The 17,505-nt window shown below is 51.7% G+C and carries 15 protein-coding genes and 1 pseudogene; 10 read left to right on the forward strand and 6 right to left on the reverse strand.

Going from position 1 to position 17,505, the window contains the following annotated elements; translation table 11 throughout:
* Nucleotides 1-157 precede the first annotated feature (157 nt).
* The gene (locus SK32_RS05220) at nt 158-1,699 is read right to left on the reverse strand and encodes a methyl-accepting chemotaxis protein (RefSeq protein WP_048211618.1); all 1,542 of its coding nucleotides are present in this window, start codon (nt 1,697-1,699) and stop codon (nt 158-160) included.
* A 531-nt stretch (nt 1,700-2,230) separates the two neighbouring features.
* Between SK32_RS05220 and SK32_RS05225 the strand changes: the two genes are divergently transcribed.
* From SK32_RS05225 to SK32_RS05255, 6 genes and pseudogenes are all read left to right on the forward strand, one after another.
* A complete protein-coding gene (locus SK32_RS05225; protein WP_048211619.1) occupies nt 2,231-3,229 on the forward strand; it encodes an MsnO8 family LLM class oxidoreductase in 999 nt (332 codons plus the stop codon).
* Nucleotides 3,229-4,350, forward strand: coding sequence for an amidohydrolase (locus SK32_RS05230; protein ID WP_048211620.1), 1,122 nt, complete (start codon nt 3,229-3,231; stop codon nt 4,348-4,350). The genes SK32_RS05225 and SK32_RS05230 overlap by 1 nt, the downstream gene beginning before the upstream one ends.
* A gap of 24 nt (nt 4,351-4,374) precedes the next feature.
* Nucleotides 4,375-6,632, forward strand: a pseudogene (locus SK32_RS26400) (NtaA/DmoA family FMN-dependent monooxygenase).
* A 10-nt stretch (nt 6,633-6,642) separates the two neighbouring features.
* Nucleotides 6,643-7,152, forward strand: coding sequence for a GNAT family N-acetyltransferase (locus SK32_RS05245; RefSeq protein WP_048211623.1), 510 nt, complete (start codon nt 6,643-6,645; stop codon nt 7,150-7,152).
* 9 nt (nt 7,153-7,161) lie between these two features.
* Entirely contained in the window at nt 7,162-8,088 is a 927-nt protein-coding gene (locus SK32_RS05250) for an amino acid ABC transporter permease (RefSeq protein WP_048211624.1), read from the forward strand.
* Nucleotides 8,072-8,845, forward strand: a complete 774-nt coding sequence (locus SK32_RS05255; RefSeq protein WP_048211625.1) for an amino acid ABC transporter ATP-binding protein — start codon at nt 8,072-8,074, stop codon at nt 8,843-8,845. The genes SK32_RS05250 and SK32_RS05255 overlap by 17 nt, the downstream gene beginning before the upstream one ends.
* Nucleotides 8,846-8,890: 45 nt before the next feature.
* On the opposite strand, the gene SK32_RS05260 is transcribed toward SK32_RS05255, so the two are convergent.
* Complete coding sequence (locus SK32_RS05260) at nt 8,891-9,880, reverse strand: zinc-dependent alcohol dehydrogenase family protein (RefSeq protein ID WP_048211626.1); 990 nt, start codon at nt 9,878-9,880, stop codon at nt 8,891-8,893.
* Nucleotides 9,881-9,969: 89 nt separating this feature from the next.
* Nucleotides 9,970-10,899, reverse strand: a complete 930-nt coding sequence (locus SK32_RS05265; RefSeq protein ID WP_048211627.1) for a LysR family transcriptional regulator — start codon at nt 10,897-10,899, stop codon at nt 9,970-9,972.
* Between the two features lie 120 nt (nt 10,900-11,019).
* Here SK32_RS05265 and SK32_RS05270 point away from each other — a divergent pair, with 120 nt between their 5' ends.
* Entirely contained in the window at nt 11,020-11,637 is a 618-nt protein-coding gene (locus tag SK32_RS05270; RefSeq protein ID WP_048211628.1) for a glutathione S-transferase family protein, read from the forward strand.
* A 72-nt stretch (nt 11,638-11,709) separates the two neighbouring features.
* On the opposite strand, the gene SK32_RS05275 is transcribed toward SK32_RS05270, so the two are convergent.
* Both SK32_RS05275 and SK32_RS05280 read right to left on the reverse strand, forming a co-directional pair.
* On the reverse strand, nt 11,710-13,020 hold the full coding sequence (locus tag SK32_RS05275) for an MFS transporter (RefSeq protein ID WP_048211629.1): 1,311 nt from the start codon (nt 13,018-13,020) through the stop codon (nt 11,710-11,712).
* A gap of 73 nt (nt 13,021-13,093) precedes the next feature.
* Nucleotides 13,094-14,290 (reverse strand): L-talarate/galactarate dehydratase, encoded by a 1,197-nt coding sequence (locus tag SK32_RS05280; protein ID WP_048211630.1) that lies wholly within the window; start codon nt 14,288-14,290, stop codon nt 13,094-13,096.
* A 272-nt stretch (nt 14,291-14,562) separates the two neighbouring features.
* Between SK32_RS05280 and SK32_RS05285 the strand changes: the two genes are divergently transcribed.
* The gene (locus SK32_RS05285; protein ID WP_370551899.1) at nt 14,563-15,615 is read left to right on the forward strand and encodes a LacI family DNA-binding transcriptional regulator; all 1,053 of its coding nucleotides are present in this window, start codon (nt 14,563-14,565) and stop codon (nt 15,613-15,615) included.
* Nucleotides 15,616-15,649: 34 nt separating this feature from the next.
* Nucleotides 15,650-15,877: a tautomerase PptA gene (gene pptA, locus SK32_RS05290; protein WP_048211632.1), complete on the forward strand. Its 228-nt coding sequence runs from the start codon at nt 15,650-15,652 to the stop codon at nt 15,875-15,877.
* A gap of 28 nt (nt 15,878-15,905) precedes the next feature.
* Here the strand turns inward: pptA and SK32_RS05295 are convergent, their stop codons facing one another.
* Nucleotides 15,906-16,478 (reverse strand): flavin reductase family protein, encoded by a 573-nt coding sequence (locus SK32_RS05295; protein WP_005126787.1) that lies wholly within the window; start codon nt 16,476-16,478, stop codon nt 15,906-15,908.
* 158 nt (nt 16,479-16,636) lie between these two features.
* On the opposite strand from SK32_RS05295, the gene nhoA reads away from it, so the two are divergent.
* A complete protein-coding gene (nhoA, locus tag SK32_RS05300; RefSeq protein ID WP_048211633.1) occupies nt 16,637-17,482 on the forward strand; it encodes an N-hydroxyarylamine O-acetyltransferase in 846 nt (281 codons plus the stop codon).
* The last annotated feature ends 23 nt before the right edge of the window (nt 17,483-17,505 follow it).

Below are 17,505 nucleotides of genomic sequence, written 5' to 3' on the forward strand. Positions count from 1 at the left end.
AATTGAGAAGTGACGCAAAGCCTGGACACGGGGAAATGGGGTTTTTCTGTGGCCTGAATCGACGGGATGTGGACTCGATTCAGTAAAAATAGAGGCGGTGGGAAAATGCGAAGGAATGCGCTCATCCTGATCGTCAGCAGAATGAGCGCTGTTTGCCTTATACCGACACGCCAAAGACCTGCACGGCCTGCTGCAATCGCGATGAGCGCTGCGTTAAATCGGCAGTTGCGTCAGTGACACGCTCCACCATCTCGGCATTATTGTGCGTCATGGTACCAACACGCGAAATGGAATCATTAATCAGATCCAACGCCTGGGTTTGCTCCCGCGTTGCCAGACTAATGTCTTTAATCATCATCGACATCTGTAACACATCGCTGATCATTCCGGTGAGATGCGTTTCTGTTTGTTCAACCATTTTTACGCCGGTATTGACGTTAGCGACGTTCTTCTCGATAAGCTGTTTAATCTCTTTTGCCGCTGATGCAGAGTGTTGCGCAAGATTGCGCACCTCCGCGGCCACGACGGCAAAACCGCGCCCGGATTCTCCGGCACGCGCCGCCTCAACGGCCGCGTTGAGCGCCAGAATATTAGTCTGGAAGGCAATGCTATCAATTACGCCAATGATATCGACAATCTGACCATTATCACGAGAGATCGCCTGCATCATGGCGATAGTTTGTTTCATAATATCGCCGCCTTCAGCGGCATTGGTGCTGGTTTGGTCGGCCATCGTCATGGTATGTGCCGCCGTTTCTGCAGTTTGCTGCACTGCACTACCAATTTCTTCAATGGCGGCAGCGGTTTGCTGAAGGTCTGCGGATGTTTCTTCAGAACGCGTATGCAGCGCGATACCTTCTTTAGAAACGCGTTGGCTGATGGCCTGAATTCCGGATATTTGCGTACTAACGTCATCAACCAGTGAATTTAGATTAAGTCCGGATTGATTAACCAGCCGCATTAACATGCCGATTTCATCTACGCGATTTAAATGGCAGTTATCGGGTTTTCGTCCGGATACGACTTTCTTCATTTGAGTCAATAGTGTATTAACTGGCTGACAAATTTGGCACTTAAGGTAAATGGCAAATAACAGAAATAACGCCAGTAAACCGCCGGATTGAATAAAGTGATTTACGGGAGCGAAGATTAATAACAAAGAGAGCAGGGCAACGACTCCCAAAGCATAATTGACGCGTTGACTAATGCTCAACCATTTAAACATTGAAGTCCATGCCAATATGCCACGGCGAATGATAATACCCTTAAAAAGACGGAACCCGCTAAGTTGTTGATTATTTATTTTTTCATACAACTGCTCACTCTGAGATATTTCGTCTCGCGAAGGAACAGTACGCACTGAGATGTAACCCGTTAACTTTTCATTGTGCCAAACGGGCGTGACGTTGGCACGTACCCAGTAGTGGTCACCGTTTTGACGCCGGTTTTTCACCATTCCCGTCCAGCTGTCACCTTGCTGCAACGTGTACCACATGTCAGCAAACGCGGCTGGCGGCATATCCGGATGGCGAATAATATTATGTGGTTCACCCATTAATTGACTTTCGTTAAAACCACTGGCATCGATAAACGCGGAGTTTGCATAGGTAATATGACTCTCTTTATCTGTCGTCGATAGCAGCGTCGCTTTACCGTTAAGTGTGTGCTCAATTTGTGTAACGGGCATGTTACTTTTCATAAAGGCCCCATGATGGTATGTATAATTCATACAAAGATCCCCGTAATAATGCCAGGGGATATTAAAAAGCTGTTTTAAACCATTTTAATAAGAAACGCTGCATTCTCTACTAATCATCAGTTCTGTGAAAGTATTTAAAATAAAAAAATTAATGCGTGGAACCTATGTCTCTTTCATAAAAATGAAACAATCAATACAAGCGCATAACACAGACAGCTGTTTAGTCTGACTTAAATTAAATTCATTACTGAACGCATGCGTAAAAATAAATCAAACGGAAAAGGATGTTGCCGTCTTTCCAGTATCAATAAAAAACCTATTATATTTTGTAGTATGCAAATACAAGCCATTTTTTCTGCAGAGTGCCGCGTCCAAAACCGGAAGTTTGGTTCCTGTTGGTATGAACGTTATCCCTGATCGCTGCGGGGTTGGTTATCTGTTTTTTAGCTGAGCAAATGTGAATTAAATGTTTCTATATGGTTATTTTATAATTTAATAATACTGACATGTTAACAAATATAGGCCTGCAACATGTCATACCGCCTGAGTATTCTGGATAAAAGCCCCATCGGAGAAGGTGAAACTGCCGCAACCGCACTGACCCGTACGCTGCGCCTGGCACAACGCGCAGAAGAGTGGGGGTACCATCGTTTCTGGATCGCGGAACATCATAATACGCCGCAGCTTGCCAGCCCATCACCGGAGCTGGTGATCGCCTGGATACTGGGACAAACCCAGCGCATTCGCGTGGGTTCCGGTGGCGTCATGCTGCAACACTATAGCCCCTACAAAGTTGCGGAAAACTTTAATCTTCTGGCCTCACTGGCGCCGGGACGTGTCGATCTTGGGATTGGAAAAGCGCCAGGCGGCTTACCGCTGTCAACGCAGGCACTGCAGTTGGGTCTTCATCAGGAAGAAAAAGGCAGTTTTGCCGACCAGCTTGCTCAACTGAACGCCTGGCTGGCGCTGACCGGGACAGAAAGCGGGCAGACAGTATTCCCGACACCGCTCCCGCCTGCGCCGCCGCAAAGATTTGTGCTGGGCGCGAGCGTAGAAAGTGCACGCCTGGCGGCAGAGTCTGACTGGAACTTTATTTTCGCGGCGCACCTGAACGGCGATAAAGCGTTACTGCATGAGGTGCTGAGCTTCTGGCAGGCCAACAGTTCACGTCCAACGATTGTCGCCGTACAGGTTATTGTGGCTGACAGCAGTGATATGGCTGCGCAACTGGCGGAAGATGTACAAATCTGGGGCGTCGAGTTGGAGGATGGGCAACGTGTCACCGTCGCCAGCGAAGAGCAGGCGCTGGCTTTCGCCGCGCAGGCGGGCAGCGCACCGCGAACAATCGCCCGGCGTGAGCAGGCATTACTGCACGGGAGTGCCCAGGAGGTGGTGGCAACACTGCGCTCATTGCAGGTGCAATACGGTATTGATGAATTCATTATCGATACGCCGGTGGCCGAAGGTCAGGTGCGCCTGACATCGTTACGCCTGCTGGCGCAAGCCCATAGCACGATGGAGGTTGCCTGATGTCATTAGCCTCACAGCTTATCGACTGGCGTCGCGAGCTACATCAGCACCCGGAGCTGTCCCTCCAGGAAGTGGCGACAACCGCGCGTATTCGTGACTGGTTGCATGCTGCAGATGTCACTTTATTGCCATTCAATTTGAAAACCGGAGTGGTTGCCGAAATCGGTCAGGGAGAAGATGTCATCGCTCTGCGGGCGGATATCGATGCGCTACCGATAGAAGAAAGCGCCGACGTTCCGTTTCGCTCCCTCACACCGGGCGTGATGCATGCCTGCGGGCATGACGTCCATACCAGCGTCATGCTTGGTGCTGCACTGCTGCTTAAACAACAGGAAACAACCTTACCTGGGCGAGTACGTATTTTGTTTCAACCAGCTGAAGAGAGTTTCGGCGGCGCAAAAACGTTGATCCGCGCCGGTGCGCTGCAAAACGTAGCGGCTATTTTCGGTATGCACAATGAGCCCGGTTTGCCGGTGGGCGAATTTGCCACACGCGGCGGTGCGTTCTATGCCAATGTGGACCGCCTTGTGCTGCGTATTACCGGAAAAGGCGCGCATGCGGCACGCCCACACGAGGGAAAAGATGCCATCCTCCTCGCCAGTCAACTGGTGACGGTATTACAAAGTGTCGCCAGCCGTGAGGTCAATACGCTGGATTCGGTGGTGCTTAGCGTCACCCGAATTCAGGGGGGAAATACATGGAACGTACTACCGGAATCCGTTGAGCTGGAAGGGACGCTGCGGACACATCGCGCAGAGGTGCAACAACAGGTTAAATCGCGGGTCAGTGATATTGTCGCTGGGTTTGCCCACGCCTTTGGCGCACAGATCGATGTTATCTGGCACGCGGGGCCCACGGCCCTGGTCAATGACGCGCACTGGGCCGATATTGCGACCAAAGTAGCCAGACAATCCGGTTACACAACGCATCATGCCGACCTGCATATGGGCGGGGAGGATTTTGCCGTTTATTTGCAAAATACACCTGGTGCGTTTGTTAGCATCGGTAGTGCCAGTGAATACGGATTACATCATCCGGGGTTTAATCCGGATGAGCGGTTAATTGAACCTGCCGCACACTACTTTGCACATTTAGCAAAAACGGCATTCGCACACCTTTAATTTACCTGTTGGGTAGGGGTTACTATGGCTGAAAATCGGCAACTACGGCTCGGAACTATTCTGCATGGCGCATCGGGAAATATGTCCGCATGGCGTCATCCGGCAGCACGTGCTGATGCCAGTATTAATTTTGATTTTGTCAAAGAGACGGCGCTTATTGCGGAGAAAGGGAAACTTGATTTTATTTTTGTCGCTGACGGTCTGTATATTAATGAAAAATCTATTCCACATTTCTTAAATCGCTTTGAGCCGCTGACGGTATTATCTGCGCTGGCAAGCGTCACCCGTCATCTTGGTCTGGTGGGCACGGTTTCAACCTCTTATAGCGAGCCGTTTACTACTGCGCGACAGTTTGCCAGTCTGGACCATCTTAGCCAGGGCAGGGCCGGATGGAATGTGGTGACATCCCCGCTGGAAGGTTCGGCTAAAAACTATTCTCGCGCTCAGCATCCTGAGCATGCCCAGCGTTATCGTATTGCCGATGAATATTTACAGGTAGTGAAAGGACTGTGGGATTCCTGGGAAGACGATGCTTTTACCCGTGATAAAACAAGCGGGGAATTTTTTAATCCTCATAAACTGCACACGCTAAACCATCATGGAGATTATTTCCAGGTCGCCGGGCCATTAAATATTGGGCGTACGCCGCAAGGCCGTCCGATTATTTTTCAGGCAGGCGCATCACACGATGGGAAAAAATTAGCGGCGCAGCATGCGGACGCTATTTTCACCCATCAGGAATCGCTGTCTGAAGCTAAAGCATTTTATCAGGATGTCAAAAGTCGGCTTGAAGCTGTCGGACGTCATGTCGATGAGCTGCATATTTTCCAGGGCGTCAGCATTATTGTTGGCGACAGTGACGCTGACGTAGAGCAACAGTACCAGGCGACCGCTGCACTGGTGTCGATCACCGACGCGCTGAATTACCTGGGACGATATTTTGAACATCACGATTTTAGCCAGTACCCGCTGGACGCACCGTTCCCGGATCTTGGCCCCCTAGGGGAAAACAGTTTTCGCAGTACCACTGACGAGATCAAGCGCAATGCGCGGGAACGGGGATTAACCCTGCGTCAGGTGGCGCTGGAAGCTGCCAGTCCACGTCCACGTTTTAGCGGAACGCCGGCACAGGTTGCTGATGGTCTGCAGCAGTGGTTCGAGGAGAAAGCCGCAGACGGTTTCATCATTCAGGGGGGAACGCCAGATACCTTCCCACGGTTTGTCGAACAGGTTATTCCCGTGCTTCAGGCGCGCGGTTTATTTCGCCACGACTACCCCGGCACGACGCTGCGCGCAAGTCTGGGGCTGGCAACACCTGCAAATCAATTCACACAATAAGAGAAAACGCTATGCAGAAAAAATCACTACTTCTTGCGCTGTCACTGGCTTTCAGCGCGACAGTCTGGGCAAATGACGTCACCATCAACGGTACTGGCGTAAGTCTGGAAGCTAATAAAACACCGATTAACACGGCCAAAAATCCACAGGCGATCGCGCAGTTACCCGCCAACCTGCATCTGGCTGTACCGGGTAAATTCACGGTCGCTATCGCCGGACTGAGCCAGCCGCCGCTGACTGTATTTGCCGATGATAATAAAACGCTCATCGGCAGTGAGGCAGATATCGCTCGCCTGGTTGCCGATAGCCTGGGGCTGGAGCTGAATGTCGTACCCACGTCATGGGAAGACTGGCCGCTGGGCGTAGCTTCCGGCAAATATGATGCCGCGATCAGCAATATTACCGTCACCAAAGCACGCAAAGAAAAATTCGATTTTGCGACGTATCGGAAAGATTCCCTTGGCTTTTACGTCAAAACCGGCAGCAAGCTGAAGAAAATAGAGCAGGCGGAAGATATTGCCGGTCTGCGTATCATCGTCGGCTCAGGGACGAACCAGGAAGCCATTCTGTTGGCGTGGAACGAAGAGAATCTGAAGAAAGGATTAAAACCGTTTACGCCGGTGTATACCAAAGATGATGCTGCTCAGACGTTAGCTCTACAGTCAGGTCGTGCAGATGCTTACTTTGGTCCGAATGTCATTGGGGCCTGGAAAGCTGCCCTCAACGGCAAAACGCAACTGGTGGGCAGCGTTGATGGCGGTTGGCCAAAAGCCGCACATATTGCCGTCACGCTGAAAAAAGATAGCGGTCTGGTGCTGCCGGTGCAAACAGCTCTCAACGGTGTGATCGGCAATGGCGACTATGACAAGGTGCTGAACCGCTGGGGGGAAGGGGTAGAACGTATCCCACAATCTGAAGTTAACCCGGCCGGTTTAGGCGACTAAGGAGGTCAATGTGAGCGATCAATTCCGCGTTGTCTCGCCCGAAGCCATTGAGCTACAGCCGATCCTCAGCGGACTGTTTGGTGAGTACGCCGCCCGCTATGGTGATTATTTTTCTCGTGATGCTGAAGTGGAGCTAACCGAATGGTATCTGGCTCCACAGGGGATCTTTGTGGTGCTGGAGCGCAACGGCGAAATTATCGCCACCGGGGCTTATAAACCCTATGACAAAGACACCGCTGAAATTAAGCGTATCTGGACTAAAAGCAACCTGCGTAAGCAGGGGCTGGCAGCGTACGTGGTGCAGGAACTGGAGCGCCGGGCATTACTGGCGGGCTATAGCCGTATCTATCTGACCACGGGCTTTCGCCAGCCAGAGGCCGTCCGACTTTATTTGAGTCAGGGATACGATCCACAGTTCGATACCACTCGTAACCCAGAAGAGTACAGCCAGCCGCCCTTTGATGGGAGGCTGCGCTTCACCAAACTGTTGACTATCGCAGGTCAGGCCAAAATTGCCTGAGGAGATAAGATGAAAACGACTGCAACCATCAAAGTCGTCCCGGCACGTTATCCGATGCGCACCGTAGGGGCGATTATTGCCCTGTTTGTGCTGGCGGCGATTATTCAGTCTGTCGCGTTTAATCCGCGCTGGGAATGGGGTGTGTTTGCCCGCTGGTTCTTCGACCCGGTTATCTTGTCTGGACTTGGGCAAACGCTGTTGTTGACGCTCATTGGGACATTACTGAGCGTGGTATTTGGTGGGTTGCTGGCGCTGGCCAGACTCTCATCATCCTGGCTGCTAAACAGCCTGGCGTGGGGATACATCTGGTTGTTTCGTTCACTCCCGTTGATTGTGGTGTTGATCATTTTGTACAACTTCTCCTATTTGTACGACACGCTGGCGATCGGCATACCCTTCACTGCTATCCAGTGGGGCAGCTTTGAGACTATTAATGTCCTTGGACAGTTTTCCACTGCAGTTGTTGGCCTGACGCTGGTGCAAAGTGCTTATACCGCAGAAATTATTCGCGGCGGGTTTCTTGGGGTTGATCATGGTCAGTACGAAGCCGCAGCCGCGCTGGGATTACCTGCCTGGCGCCGCACGCTGCGCATAATCCTGCCACAGGCGTTACGCACCATTTTGCCCGCCGGGTTCAATGAAATTATCAGCCTGGCGAAAGGTACGGCGATGGTTTATGTGCTGGCGATGCCGGAACTGTTCTACACCATCCAGATGATCTACAACCGCACCCAGGAAGTGATTCCGCTGCTGATGGTTGGAGCCGTGTGGTATCTGGTGATCACCAGCGTTTTGTCATTAATTCAGCATCTGGTTGAACGCGCGCTGGCACGCAGTGAAAGACGATCCGCTATTAACACCGCCAGGGTGAGTCGCTCGGCTAAACGTCGTCGCCAGGTTCCACAGCAGGAGGCTATCCATGTCCCACTCGCCTGAAGGTCATATTTCCATTACCGGCGTCAGCAAATATTTTGGTCGCCATAAGGCGCTGGATAACGTATCTCTGGAGATCCCACCCGGTACGGTCACGGTCATTCTCGGGCCTTCCGGTTCAGGTAAATCAACGCTATTGCGGGCGATTAATCATCTGGAGCGTGTCGATGAGGGGTTTATTCAGATTGACGGTGATTATATTGGCTATCGCCTTCAGGGAGACCGGTTGTATGAACTAAAAGAGGCAGAAATCCTGCGCCAGCGCATTAATGTGGGCTACGTATTTCAGAACTTTAACCTGTTCCCGCATTTAACGGTGCTGGAGAACCTGATTGAAGCGCCAATAGCCCACGGGCTGGCATCGCGTAAAGCCGCTACCGAACGGGCATTAACTCTGCTTGATGCGGTTGGGCTGCGAAATAAAGCCGATGCCTGGTCGCGTCACTTGTCTGGCGGACAGCAGCAGCGAATCGCCATTGCCCGCGCGCTGGCGTTAAATCCGCGCGTGATGCTGTTTGATGAGCCGACGTCCGCACTCGATCCTGAACTGGTGGGCGAAGTGCTGGATGTGATTAAGTCACTGGCACAGTCGGGAACCACGCTGGTGGTGGTGACGCATGAAATCGGTTTTGCCCGGGAGGTGGCCGATCAGGTGGTATTTATGGTTGACGGCAAAATCGTCGAGCAGGGTAGCAGCGAACAGGTGCTAAATTATCCGCGCCAAACGCGCACGCAGCAGTTTTTGTCGAAAGTTCTGTAAATACGCGGAAAAAATGTTGCGGCACAAGGCTGTGCCGCACAGCGATTACAGGGTAACGACGATTTTGCCTACCTGACCGTTGGCCTCCATATACTGGTGGGCCTTAGCGATGTCATCAAACGCAAAGGTTTTATCAATCAGTGGCTTGAGTTGCCCCGATTGCAATCCTTCAAAGATGAAACGTTTAGCTCGTGCCAGTTTTTCAGCATCAGTGGTGATTTCGAAAAGCTCATAGCCGCGGAAGGTCAGATGACGGCCAAGGATCTCAATCACCGGGATCGACAGATCGCGACCGTCCAGCGAACCGTACTGGAAAAATAACCCTCCGGCGGGCATTACCTGGGCTATTTTCGCCACACCGGGGCCGCCGACCGGGTCGAAGACCACGCGGGTACCTTTGCCATCGGTTATACGATTAATTTCCACGACCAGATCCTGCTCCTGACTGGCGATAACCTCTGCCGCGCCAAGTTGTAGAAGCTGGGCGCGCTTCTCACTGGTGCGCGTCATCGCAATCGGTTTTGCCCCGAGCATATTGGCTATCTGTATCGCTGCCAGCCCGACACTGCTGGACGCAGCATTGATCAGCACGTTATCGCCAGGCCCGATATTGGCATATTCGACCAGCGCGCCAAAAGCCGTCACATACATCATCCAACTGGCGGCGGCCTCGGCAAAGCTCAGGTTTTCAGGATGTTTGACGACCGCATGAACAGGCGCATTGACGATTTCGCCATACATACCGTACTCATGAAAGCTGAATGCCGGAATGACGCTCACGCTATCGCCTGGTGCGAACTCGTGCACATTGTCACCGACGGCTTCAACAATGCCGGAGGCTTCATAGCCCAGGCGAGCAGGAAAATTGGGTTGGTAAATATATTGTCCGGTACGGTACATAATTTCCGCCCGGTTAATACCTATTGCGCGAACGCGGATCTGAACATCGTTTGCAAGCGGAGCCGGGGTCTGAATATCCTGAATATTCAGCACATCAGCGCCACCTGTTTGATTGAAAACCACGACTTTAGACATAGCGGACCTCGGTAAATTGTTCTGACTTGAGTCCGCACAATGTATCGGTTCCGGTGGGGGCGAAAAACCGCCGTTATGGAACTTCACTATTACTCAGATTGTAATAATCCCTGCAGGCGCGGTTTTTGCTCGTTAAAAAGCGCACACAGCCAGTCAATAAACACCCGCACGCGCGGGGCAAGATGACGTCTGTCCGGGTAGAGCACGGAAACGGGTTTAGCTTCCCCCGCATAGTCACCCAGCACCTCAACGAGCTGGCCCGACTCGAGGTAGGGTGCCAGTACGGCGTGAACCCCGTGTATGATCCCCAATCCTGATAAACAACCTGTTAGCAGAATGTCGGAGTTGTCTACGCTCATTCGGCTTGCTGGTATGATAGATACCGTTTTCCCTTCGTTGATGAAGGACCACTCCAGCGCGTCACGATGACGTTCGCTAAAGAAGTTGAGTGCCTGATGCTGAGCCAAATCATCCGGTGTCTGTGGGATGCCCCGTATAGCCAGATAATCTGCGGACGCACAGGTCACCATTTTTACCTCGCCAAGTCGTCGGGATATCAGCGAGGAGTCCTGCAACTCGCCAATGCGGATCATGCAGTCGATCCCCTCCGCAAGCAGATCAATTTTGCGGTCAGTGGAGGTGAGTACAATCTCAATGTCCGGATAGCGTGACTGAAAGTCGCTTAGCGCAGGGACTATAATCGAGTGAGCCAACGACAGTGGAGCATTGATCCTGAGCTTTCCACGTGGAGGCCGTGTCGGTGAGAAAGAGGCCATGATGTCATCCACGTCACCAAGCAGTACTTTGGTTCGTTGGTAAAATGCGTCACCTTCTTCGGTCAGGGTAACCTTCCGCGTCGTTCGGTTCAGGAGTTTCGTCCCCAGATCGTCCTCAAGATGCTGGATTGCTTTCGTCACCGCGGGGCGGTGCAGGTGCAGCACATCGGCAGCTTTGGCGAATCCCCCTTGCTCCACGACCTGCACAAAAATGCTCATGTATTCAAACATACTGGAACGCATCTCTTACTCTCCTGGTGTTCGCTCTGGCACGGATATTGTTATTATGAGAGTAATAATGATGACTGCATAGACACGCGAATGCTGCTCTACACTTAGGGTTTTAACATTGAGGGTTGCAGCATGATGAAAGTCTATGGGGTGCCGGGCTGGGGATCGGCCATCAGTGAAGTGATGCTCACACTGGCGGAGATCCCTTACACGTTTATTAATGTGGACGGCTTTGACAGTGACGGCCCTTCGCGGGAGTTACTTAAAAAAATGAATCCGCTGTGCCAGATTCCAACGCTCAGGATGGAAAATGGCGACATTATGACGGAAACGGCGGCTATTGCGCTGATGATTCTTGATCGCAGGCCCGATCTGGCCCCGCCTGTCGGACATGTGGAACGTCAACAATTTCAGCGCCTGCTGATATGGCTGGTGGCAAATGTCTATCCCACGTTTACCTATGCTGATTATCCCGAACGCTGGACGCCAGATGCTCCGGCGCAGTTGAAAAAGAACTGTATTGAGTACCGTAAATCGCTTTATATGTGGCTGAACGACCAGCTAAGCGCCGAACCGTACGCGTTTGGCGATCAGCTCACGTTGCTGGACGTTTATATTGCCGTTATGCGCACCTGGGGGCCTGGACATGACTGGTTCCAGGATAATACGCCTAATATTAGCGCCATCGCGGACGCGGTTTGTCAAATCCCGCGGCTGCGTACTGTCCTGAAAAGCAATAAGATTATTTGAATAAAAAAACGCTGTTCCGCAGGAGTGCAATTCCCGGAACAGCGGGCGAACTATCATCGCCATAAGTTTAAATTACGCAGCAGAAGGCGTCAGCGTAATACGATCCAACGGACCCACGATAAACAGATAAGAAATCAGGCCAATCAGCCCCATCGAACCGACGTACAGAATGGCGTAATCAAAAGACTGGGTATTCGCCAGAATGACGCCGATCACCAGTGGCGTAATGATACTTGCCATATTGCCGCACATATTGAATACGCCGCCTGCAATGCCAAGCACTTCTTTTGGCGAGGTATCGCTGAGAACGCACCATCCCAGATTGCCAAAGCCTTTGGCGAAAAACGCCAGGCTCATCGCGGCGATAACTACAAACTCTGACGAGGTGTAATTCGCGATAACGATGACGCAGGAAAGTAGCATTCCACAGATCACCGGCAGCTTACGGGCAATCGTCAAGCTGTAGCCGCGTTTTAGTAGCCAGTCGGAGAACACGCCGCCTAATAATCCACCGATAAAACCGGCAATGGCAGGAATACTGGCGACAAATCCCACTTTGAGGATCGACATTCCTTTAGCCTGATACAGATAGGTAGGAAACCAGGTCAGGAAGAACCAGGTAATTGACGTCACGCAGAACTGTCCGATATAAACGCCAATCATCATGCGATTGACGCAGACGCTCTTAATTTGCGTAAAGGTAATTTTCTGCGGCTCTTTTTTATTGCCCAGCGACGGTTCGCCACCGCCTTCTAGGATATAGTCAATTTCCTGTTGGTTTACCTTCGGATGATGCATGGGATCCCTGACTTTGACCAGCCAGAAGATGCCAAGAATAACGCCAATAGCCCCGATATAATAAAAAACAAAGTGCCAGCTCAGATTATGCAAAATAATCGTCATGAGCGGCGTAATAATCCCTAGCGAGATATATTGCGCGGCCTGATAAACTGAGGTGACAAAGCCTCGTTCGTTATTCGGAAACCACTGCACGCTTAATCGGCTGTTGGCTGGAAAGGCCGGAGCTTCAATGGCACCCATCAGTAATCGTAAGATAATCAATACGACAAGCGGGCTGGCGTACAGATAAATGGTGCCCTGGAACATGGTCACCAGCGACCAGCCAATCAGGGCGCAGCCGTATACCAGACGAGAACCATAGCGATCCAGTAGCCAGCCGCCGGGCAGTTGCATAATGACATAAGAAATACCGAAAGCAGAAAAGGCCAGCCCCATTGCTTCAGGATCAAAACCTAATTCTTTGCTCATTATTGGAGCCACCACGGATAACGTCGCGCGATCGGCGTAATTAAATACGGTAGCAAGAAACAGAAATATCAAAATGCCGTAACGCACTTTTGTGCGCTTTATTATTGTGTTCATCACCCACTCCTTTCATAAGGTTGAGAGCGTTTCTGTAGGGAAGAGGGCGGGTATTACTTACCCGCCAAATAAATTAAGGACGTTTACCAAACTCGCAGGTTAATTGTGTCCAGCGGCGCGCTTGTTCGCTGATGCTGAACCCCAGACCGTGACGGTCAGATATCCACATCCGCCCATCGCGCAGCTCAAGCTGTTCATTAAATAGCGGATTCAGCCATTCGAAATGTTCCAGCCATGGCTCAAGCGGATAAGCGGCGGACAAATGCAGGTGAACTTCCATGGCGAAGTGGGGTGCCAGTTTTCGTCCGTGTTTTGCCGCCAGATCCATAATTTTAAGGAACGGTGAAATCCCGCCCACACGCGGCGCATCGGGTTGGACAAAATCGCTGGCATTGCCGAGGATCAGCTGTTCATGTTCGCGGAAGCTGGTCAACATCTCACCGGTAGCAATCGGGGTATCCAGCGCGGCAGCCAGTTGGGCGTGACCTTCAACATCGTAGGCATCCAGCGGCTCTTCAATCCAGATCAGATTGAACTGCTCCATTTTACGTCCCATACGGATGGCGGTTTCCCGGTCCCACTGCTGATTGGCATCGACCATCAGCGGGAAATCATCACCCAGCGCTTCACGCACCGCGGTTAAGCGGCGAATATCTTCGGCGCAGTTTGGTTGACCGACCTTGAGTTTGATGCCGCCAATACCGTTTTCACGGGAAATAACCACGTTTTTAAGCACCTGATCCAGCGGCGTATGCAGGAATCCGCCGGAGGTGTTGTAGCATTGTACGGAGTCACGATGCGCGCCAAGCAGTTTTGCCAGCGGCAATCCTGCACGCTTGGCCTTCATATCCCATAAAGCGATATCGATAGGGGAGATGGCCTGAACCGCCATGCCGCTGCGTCCTACGGAAGCCCCAGCCCACAACAGCTTGGTATAGATCTTGTCAATATCGTTTGGATCTTCACCTAACAGGTTATCGGCAATTTCTTTGGCATGCGCGTAGATCCCCTGACCGCCAGCACGCTTGGAGTAACTAAATCCCACGCCTTCAAACCCGTCGCGACTGCGGATCTCGGCGATGATTATGGCGACTTCGGTTAGTGGTTTCTGACGACCAGTCAGCACTTTGGCATCGCTTACCGGTGTTGCCAGGGGAAGGAAAGCGAGGGATAGCTTAACCCATTCGATACGGTCGCCGGTTTCTGCCGCGGTTTTTGCATTGGCCGATTTGGCATAGGTTACGGCATCGGAATTAGCACTTAAAGACATCTTATTCTCTCCTGGTGATTAATAAATGATTGCGCTATCATTTTTAATGTTAGCGAAATCACTGCACCAGCGAATTGATTGCGATTTGAACAATTGCTCACAAATACGAAGATAAAAGGGCGATAACTTGTATACAGCATCACATTCCAATACTTTATGGGGAAATGCACAAATCTTTATGATATCGCTATCATTTTGCTCAGAGATGACAATCTAAGCTGCTGTTTTCCCAGTGTTATCACAGAGCCATGCTAGCAATAGCCGAAATCATGATGAATAATGCCAGGATAAATCAGCGATTTTTGACAAGGGCATCGACAGTGAAAAACGCCAGACCTCCGCGAGCACCCACGCTGGAAGATGTGGCCCGTACCGCGGGATTGTCACCCATGACGGTGAGCAGGGCGCTAAATACTCCGCAGTTGGTGCGCCCGAAAACGGTGGAAAAAGTGATGCAGGCGGTACGCGCCACCGGCTACATTCCCAACGCGCTGGCCGGGGGGCTGGCGTCGCGTCGCAGCAAGCTTATCGCCGTGGTTGTTCCGCAAATTAACAACAATATGTTTGTCGATACCATTCAGTCATTAAGCGATGAACTGGCCGAACGCGGATACCACATCTTGCTCTGCGTATCAGGTTACACGCCGCAAACAGAGGCTGAGCTGGTGGCGACGCTGCTTTCTCGCCGCCCGGATGGCGTCGTGCTCACCGGTATCCATCATACCGCCGGGATGAAAAAGGTGATTCTTAATGCGGCCATTCCGGTTGTGGAGATCTGGGATTTAACGCCAACCCCCATTGATATGCTGGTCGGGTTTTCGCACGAAAAAGTCGGTCAGGCGGTAGCAGACTACTTGCTGAAAAAAGGTTATCGCCGTCCTGGTTTGCTATGGACAGCCGATCGCCGGGCCGGCCAGCGTAAACAAGGACTGTGCGATGCGCTGAGACGTCATGGTATTGCGGCTGACGCACAGATAGATGTCCCGCTTCCGGCCTCTCTGGCATTGGGGCGCAGTGGATTAGCTCAGCTATTGGCTGAACGTACGTTCGATGTCATTGTCTGTAGCTCAGATACGTTAGCCCAGGGAGCGATCATGGAAGCCGAAAGCCGTGGTCTATGCGTGCCACAAGAGCTAGCGGTAATCGGTTTTGGCGATCTTGATTTTGCCGCCAGTAACCGACCAGCTATCACCACAATCAGCGTCGACCGACGGGCCATTGGACAGCGTGCCGCCACACTGCTTGCCGATCGAATCGAACAAATTCCGCGTGAAGACGATATTATTGACGTCGGGTTTCACCTGGTAGAACGAGAGTCTGCATAAGTTACCTGCATCCCAAAACATTAAGGAATCTGCTATGCCGCACGTCGATATCAAATGCTTTCCTCGCTCCCTTACCAACGAACAAAAAACCGCGCTGGCGGCGGATATTACCGAGGTCATTATTCGTCATTTGCAAAGCAAAGACAGCTCGGTCAGCGTGGCGCTCAATGAAATTGAGCCCGAGGCGTGGCAGGGCGTGTGGGATGCGGAAATCGCACCGCAGATGGACACATTGATTAAAAAACCAGGCTACAGCATGTGAACGAGAACGGGCGATTATTGCGCCCGTATTATTCAGCCGCTGTTATACGTTTCCCGCTGGTGACAAACGTTCCGGCGCCAAGGTGGTGCAAGGTATTGAGTTTGCCATCATCAAACTGCCAGCGTCCTTGCACAAATACCCGCTCATCGGCAGCGGCAGAAACCACTTCGCCAAACAAGGTATCATATTTGTCCTGAGCCGCTGTGGCAGGAAGCAGGCGGCATTCCATCCAGGCGAGACACTTGGCTTCTATTAGCGGTAATCCCAATACCGGGCCGTTGACCACCGGAATACCGTAGCAGTTGAACTTATCTTCTATTCGACCGGAAACACTCCCCACGGCATAGGTCCAGTTGGTCGCGGCAACCCCTGGAATAACAATACCAAATTGCCCGCTACGCTCGATCAGTTCGCGTGACCAGGCGGTCTTGTCGACAACAATGGCCACCCTCGGCGGATCAAATTCCACGGGCATTGACCACGCGGCCGCCATCACATTACGCCGTTCTGTATTCGCGTCACGACTGGTTATCAAAATGGTGGGGCCGTGATTAAGCAGTCGGCTGGCGTGTTGTAATTCAACCGGACGAAAATGACTCATAGTGACTCCTCGGCAGAATAAAAATGACATCACAATAAACATAGATAGTAACGGGATTAGCGATTTTGTCGCCTCACCGGGGTGAACAGCGCACAAAAGCGACGGCGTAAAATTAAAAATGCGTTATAAGTACAACATTCAACAAACAGGAATCCCGTATGACGCCTTTTTTAAACGCTTATTTTGCCCGTATTGGCTGGTCAGATGCGCCCAACGTCGACATTGAAACGTTGAGAGCGCTACACTTACTGCATAACGGTGCCATACCCTTTGAAAATCTTGATGTGCTGCTGCCGCGTGAAATGCAGCTTGACGATCTGTCCCTTGAAGAGAAGTTGGTCACTGCCCGCCGCGGTGGCTATTGCTTTGAACAAAATGGTGTATTTGAACGGGCGCTACGCGAAATCGGCTTTACCGTACGCAGTTTGCTGGGACGCGTGGTATTGGCTAATCCGTCAAGTCTGCCGCCGCGCACGCATCGCCTGTTACTGGTTGAATTACAGGATGAACAGTGGATCGCCGACGTTGGCTTCGGCGGGCAAACGCTAACGGCGCCGATTCGTCTGCAGGCCGATATTGAGCAGCAAACGCCACACGGCGACTATCGGTTGATTCAGGAGGGGGAAGACTGGATATTGCAGTTCCGCCATCATGATCACTGGCAGTCAATGTACCGATTCGATCTGGTGGTGCAACATCACAGCGATTATCTGATGGGTAACTTCTGGTCTGCGCACTGGCCGCAGTCGCATTTCCGCCACCATCTGCTGATGTGTCGTCATTTACCTGACGGCGGCAAGCTGACGTTGACCAATTTCCACTTTACCCATTATCAGGACGGTCACGCGATAGAGCAGATTAATCTGCCTGACGTCGCCAGCCTGTATACGCTGTTGCAGGAACGGTTTGGACTGGGCGTGGATGACGCGAAGCATGGGTTTACCCTGGATGAGCTGGCGACAGTAATGGCGGCGTTTGATACACATCCGGAGGCGGGAAAATAGGGGCATCAGAATTAATGCCGGAT

Source organism: Citrobacter sp. MGH100 (assembly GCF_001034465.1).
GTDB classification, from domain to species: domain Bacteria; phylum Pseudomonadota; class Gammaproteobacteria; order Enterobacterales; family Enterobacteriaceae; genus Citrobacter; species Citrobacter youngae.

Excerpts from the sequence above, each read along its gene's own strand:
- SK32_RS05265 (WP_048211627.1), bottom strand. The coding sequence starts at position 10,899 with ATGCGTTCCAGTATGTTTGAATACATGAGCATTTTTGTGCAGGTCGTG.
- SK32_RS05255 (WP_048211625.1), top strand. The coding sequence starts at position 8,072 with ATGTCCCACTCGCCTGAAGGTCATATTTCCATTACCGGCGTCAGCAAA.
- SK32_RS05250 (WP_048211624.1), top strand. The coding sequence starts at position 7,162 with ATGAAAACGACTGCAACCATCAAAGTCGTCCCGGCACGTTATCCGATG.
- SK32_RS05220 (WP_048211618.1), bottom strand. The coding sequence starts at position 1,699 with ATGAAAAGTAACATGCCCGTTACACAAATTGAGCACACACTTAACGGT.
- pptA (WP_048211632.1), top strand. The coding sequence starts at position 15,650 with ATGCCGCACGTCGATATCAAATGCTTTCCTCGCTCCCTTACCAACGAA.
- SK32_RS05285 (WP_370551899.1), top strand. The coding sequence starts at position 14,563 with ATGAATAATGCCAGGATAAATCAGCGATTTTTGACAAGGGCATCGACA.
- nhoA (WP_048211633.1), top strand. The coding sequence starts at position 16,637 with ATGACGCCTTTTTTAAACGCTTATTTTGCCCGTATTGGCTGGTCAGAT.
- SK32_RS05295 (WP_005126787.1), bottom strand. The coding sequence starts at position 16,478 with ATGAGTCATTTTCGTCCGGTTGAATTACAACACGCCAGCCGACTGCTT.
- SK32_RS05270 (WP_048211628.1), top strand. The coding sequence starts at position 11,020 with ATGATGAAAGTCTATGGGGTGCCGGGCTGGGGATCGGCCATCAGTGAA.
- SK32_RS05280 (WP_048211630.1), bottom strand. The coding sequence starts at position 14,290 with ATGTCTTTAAGTGCTAATTCCGATGCCGTAACCTATGCCAAATCGGCC.
- SK32_RS05230 (WP_048211620.1), top strand. The coding sequence starts at position 3,229 with ATGTCATTAGCCTCACAGCTTATCGACTGGCGTCGCGAGCTACATCAG.
- SK32_RS05225 (WP_048211619.1), top strand. The coding sequence starts at position 2,231 with ATGTCATACCGCCTGAGTATTCTGGATAAAAGCCCCATCGGAGAAGGT.
- SK32_RS05260 (WP_048211626.1), bottom strand. The coding sequence starts at position 9,880 with ATGTCTAAAGTCGTGGTTTTCAATCAAACAGGTGGCGCTGATGTGCTG.
- SK32_RS05275 (WP_048211629.1), bottom strand. The coding sequence starts at position 13,020 with ATGAACACAATAATAAAGCGCACAAAAGTGCGTTACGGCATTTTGATA.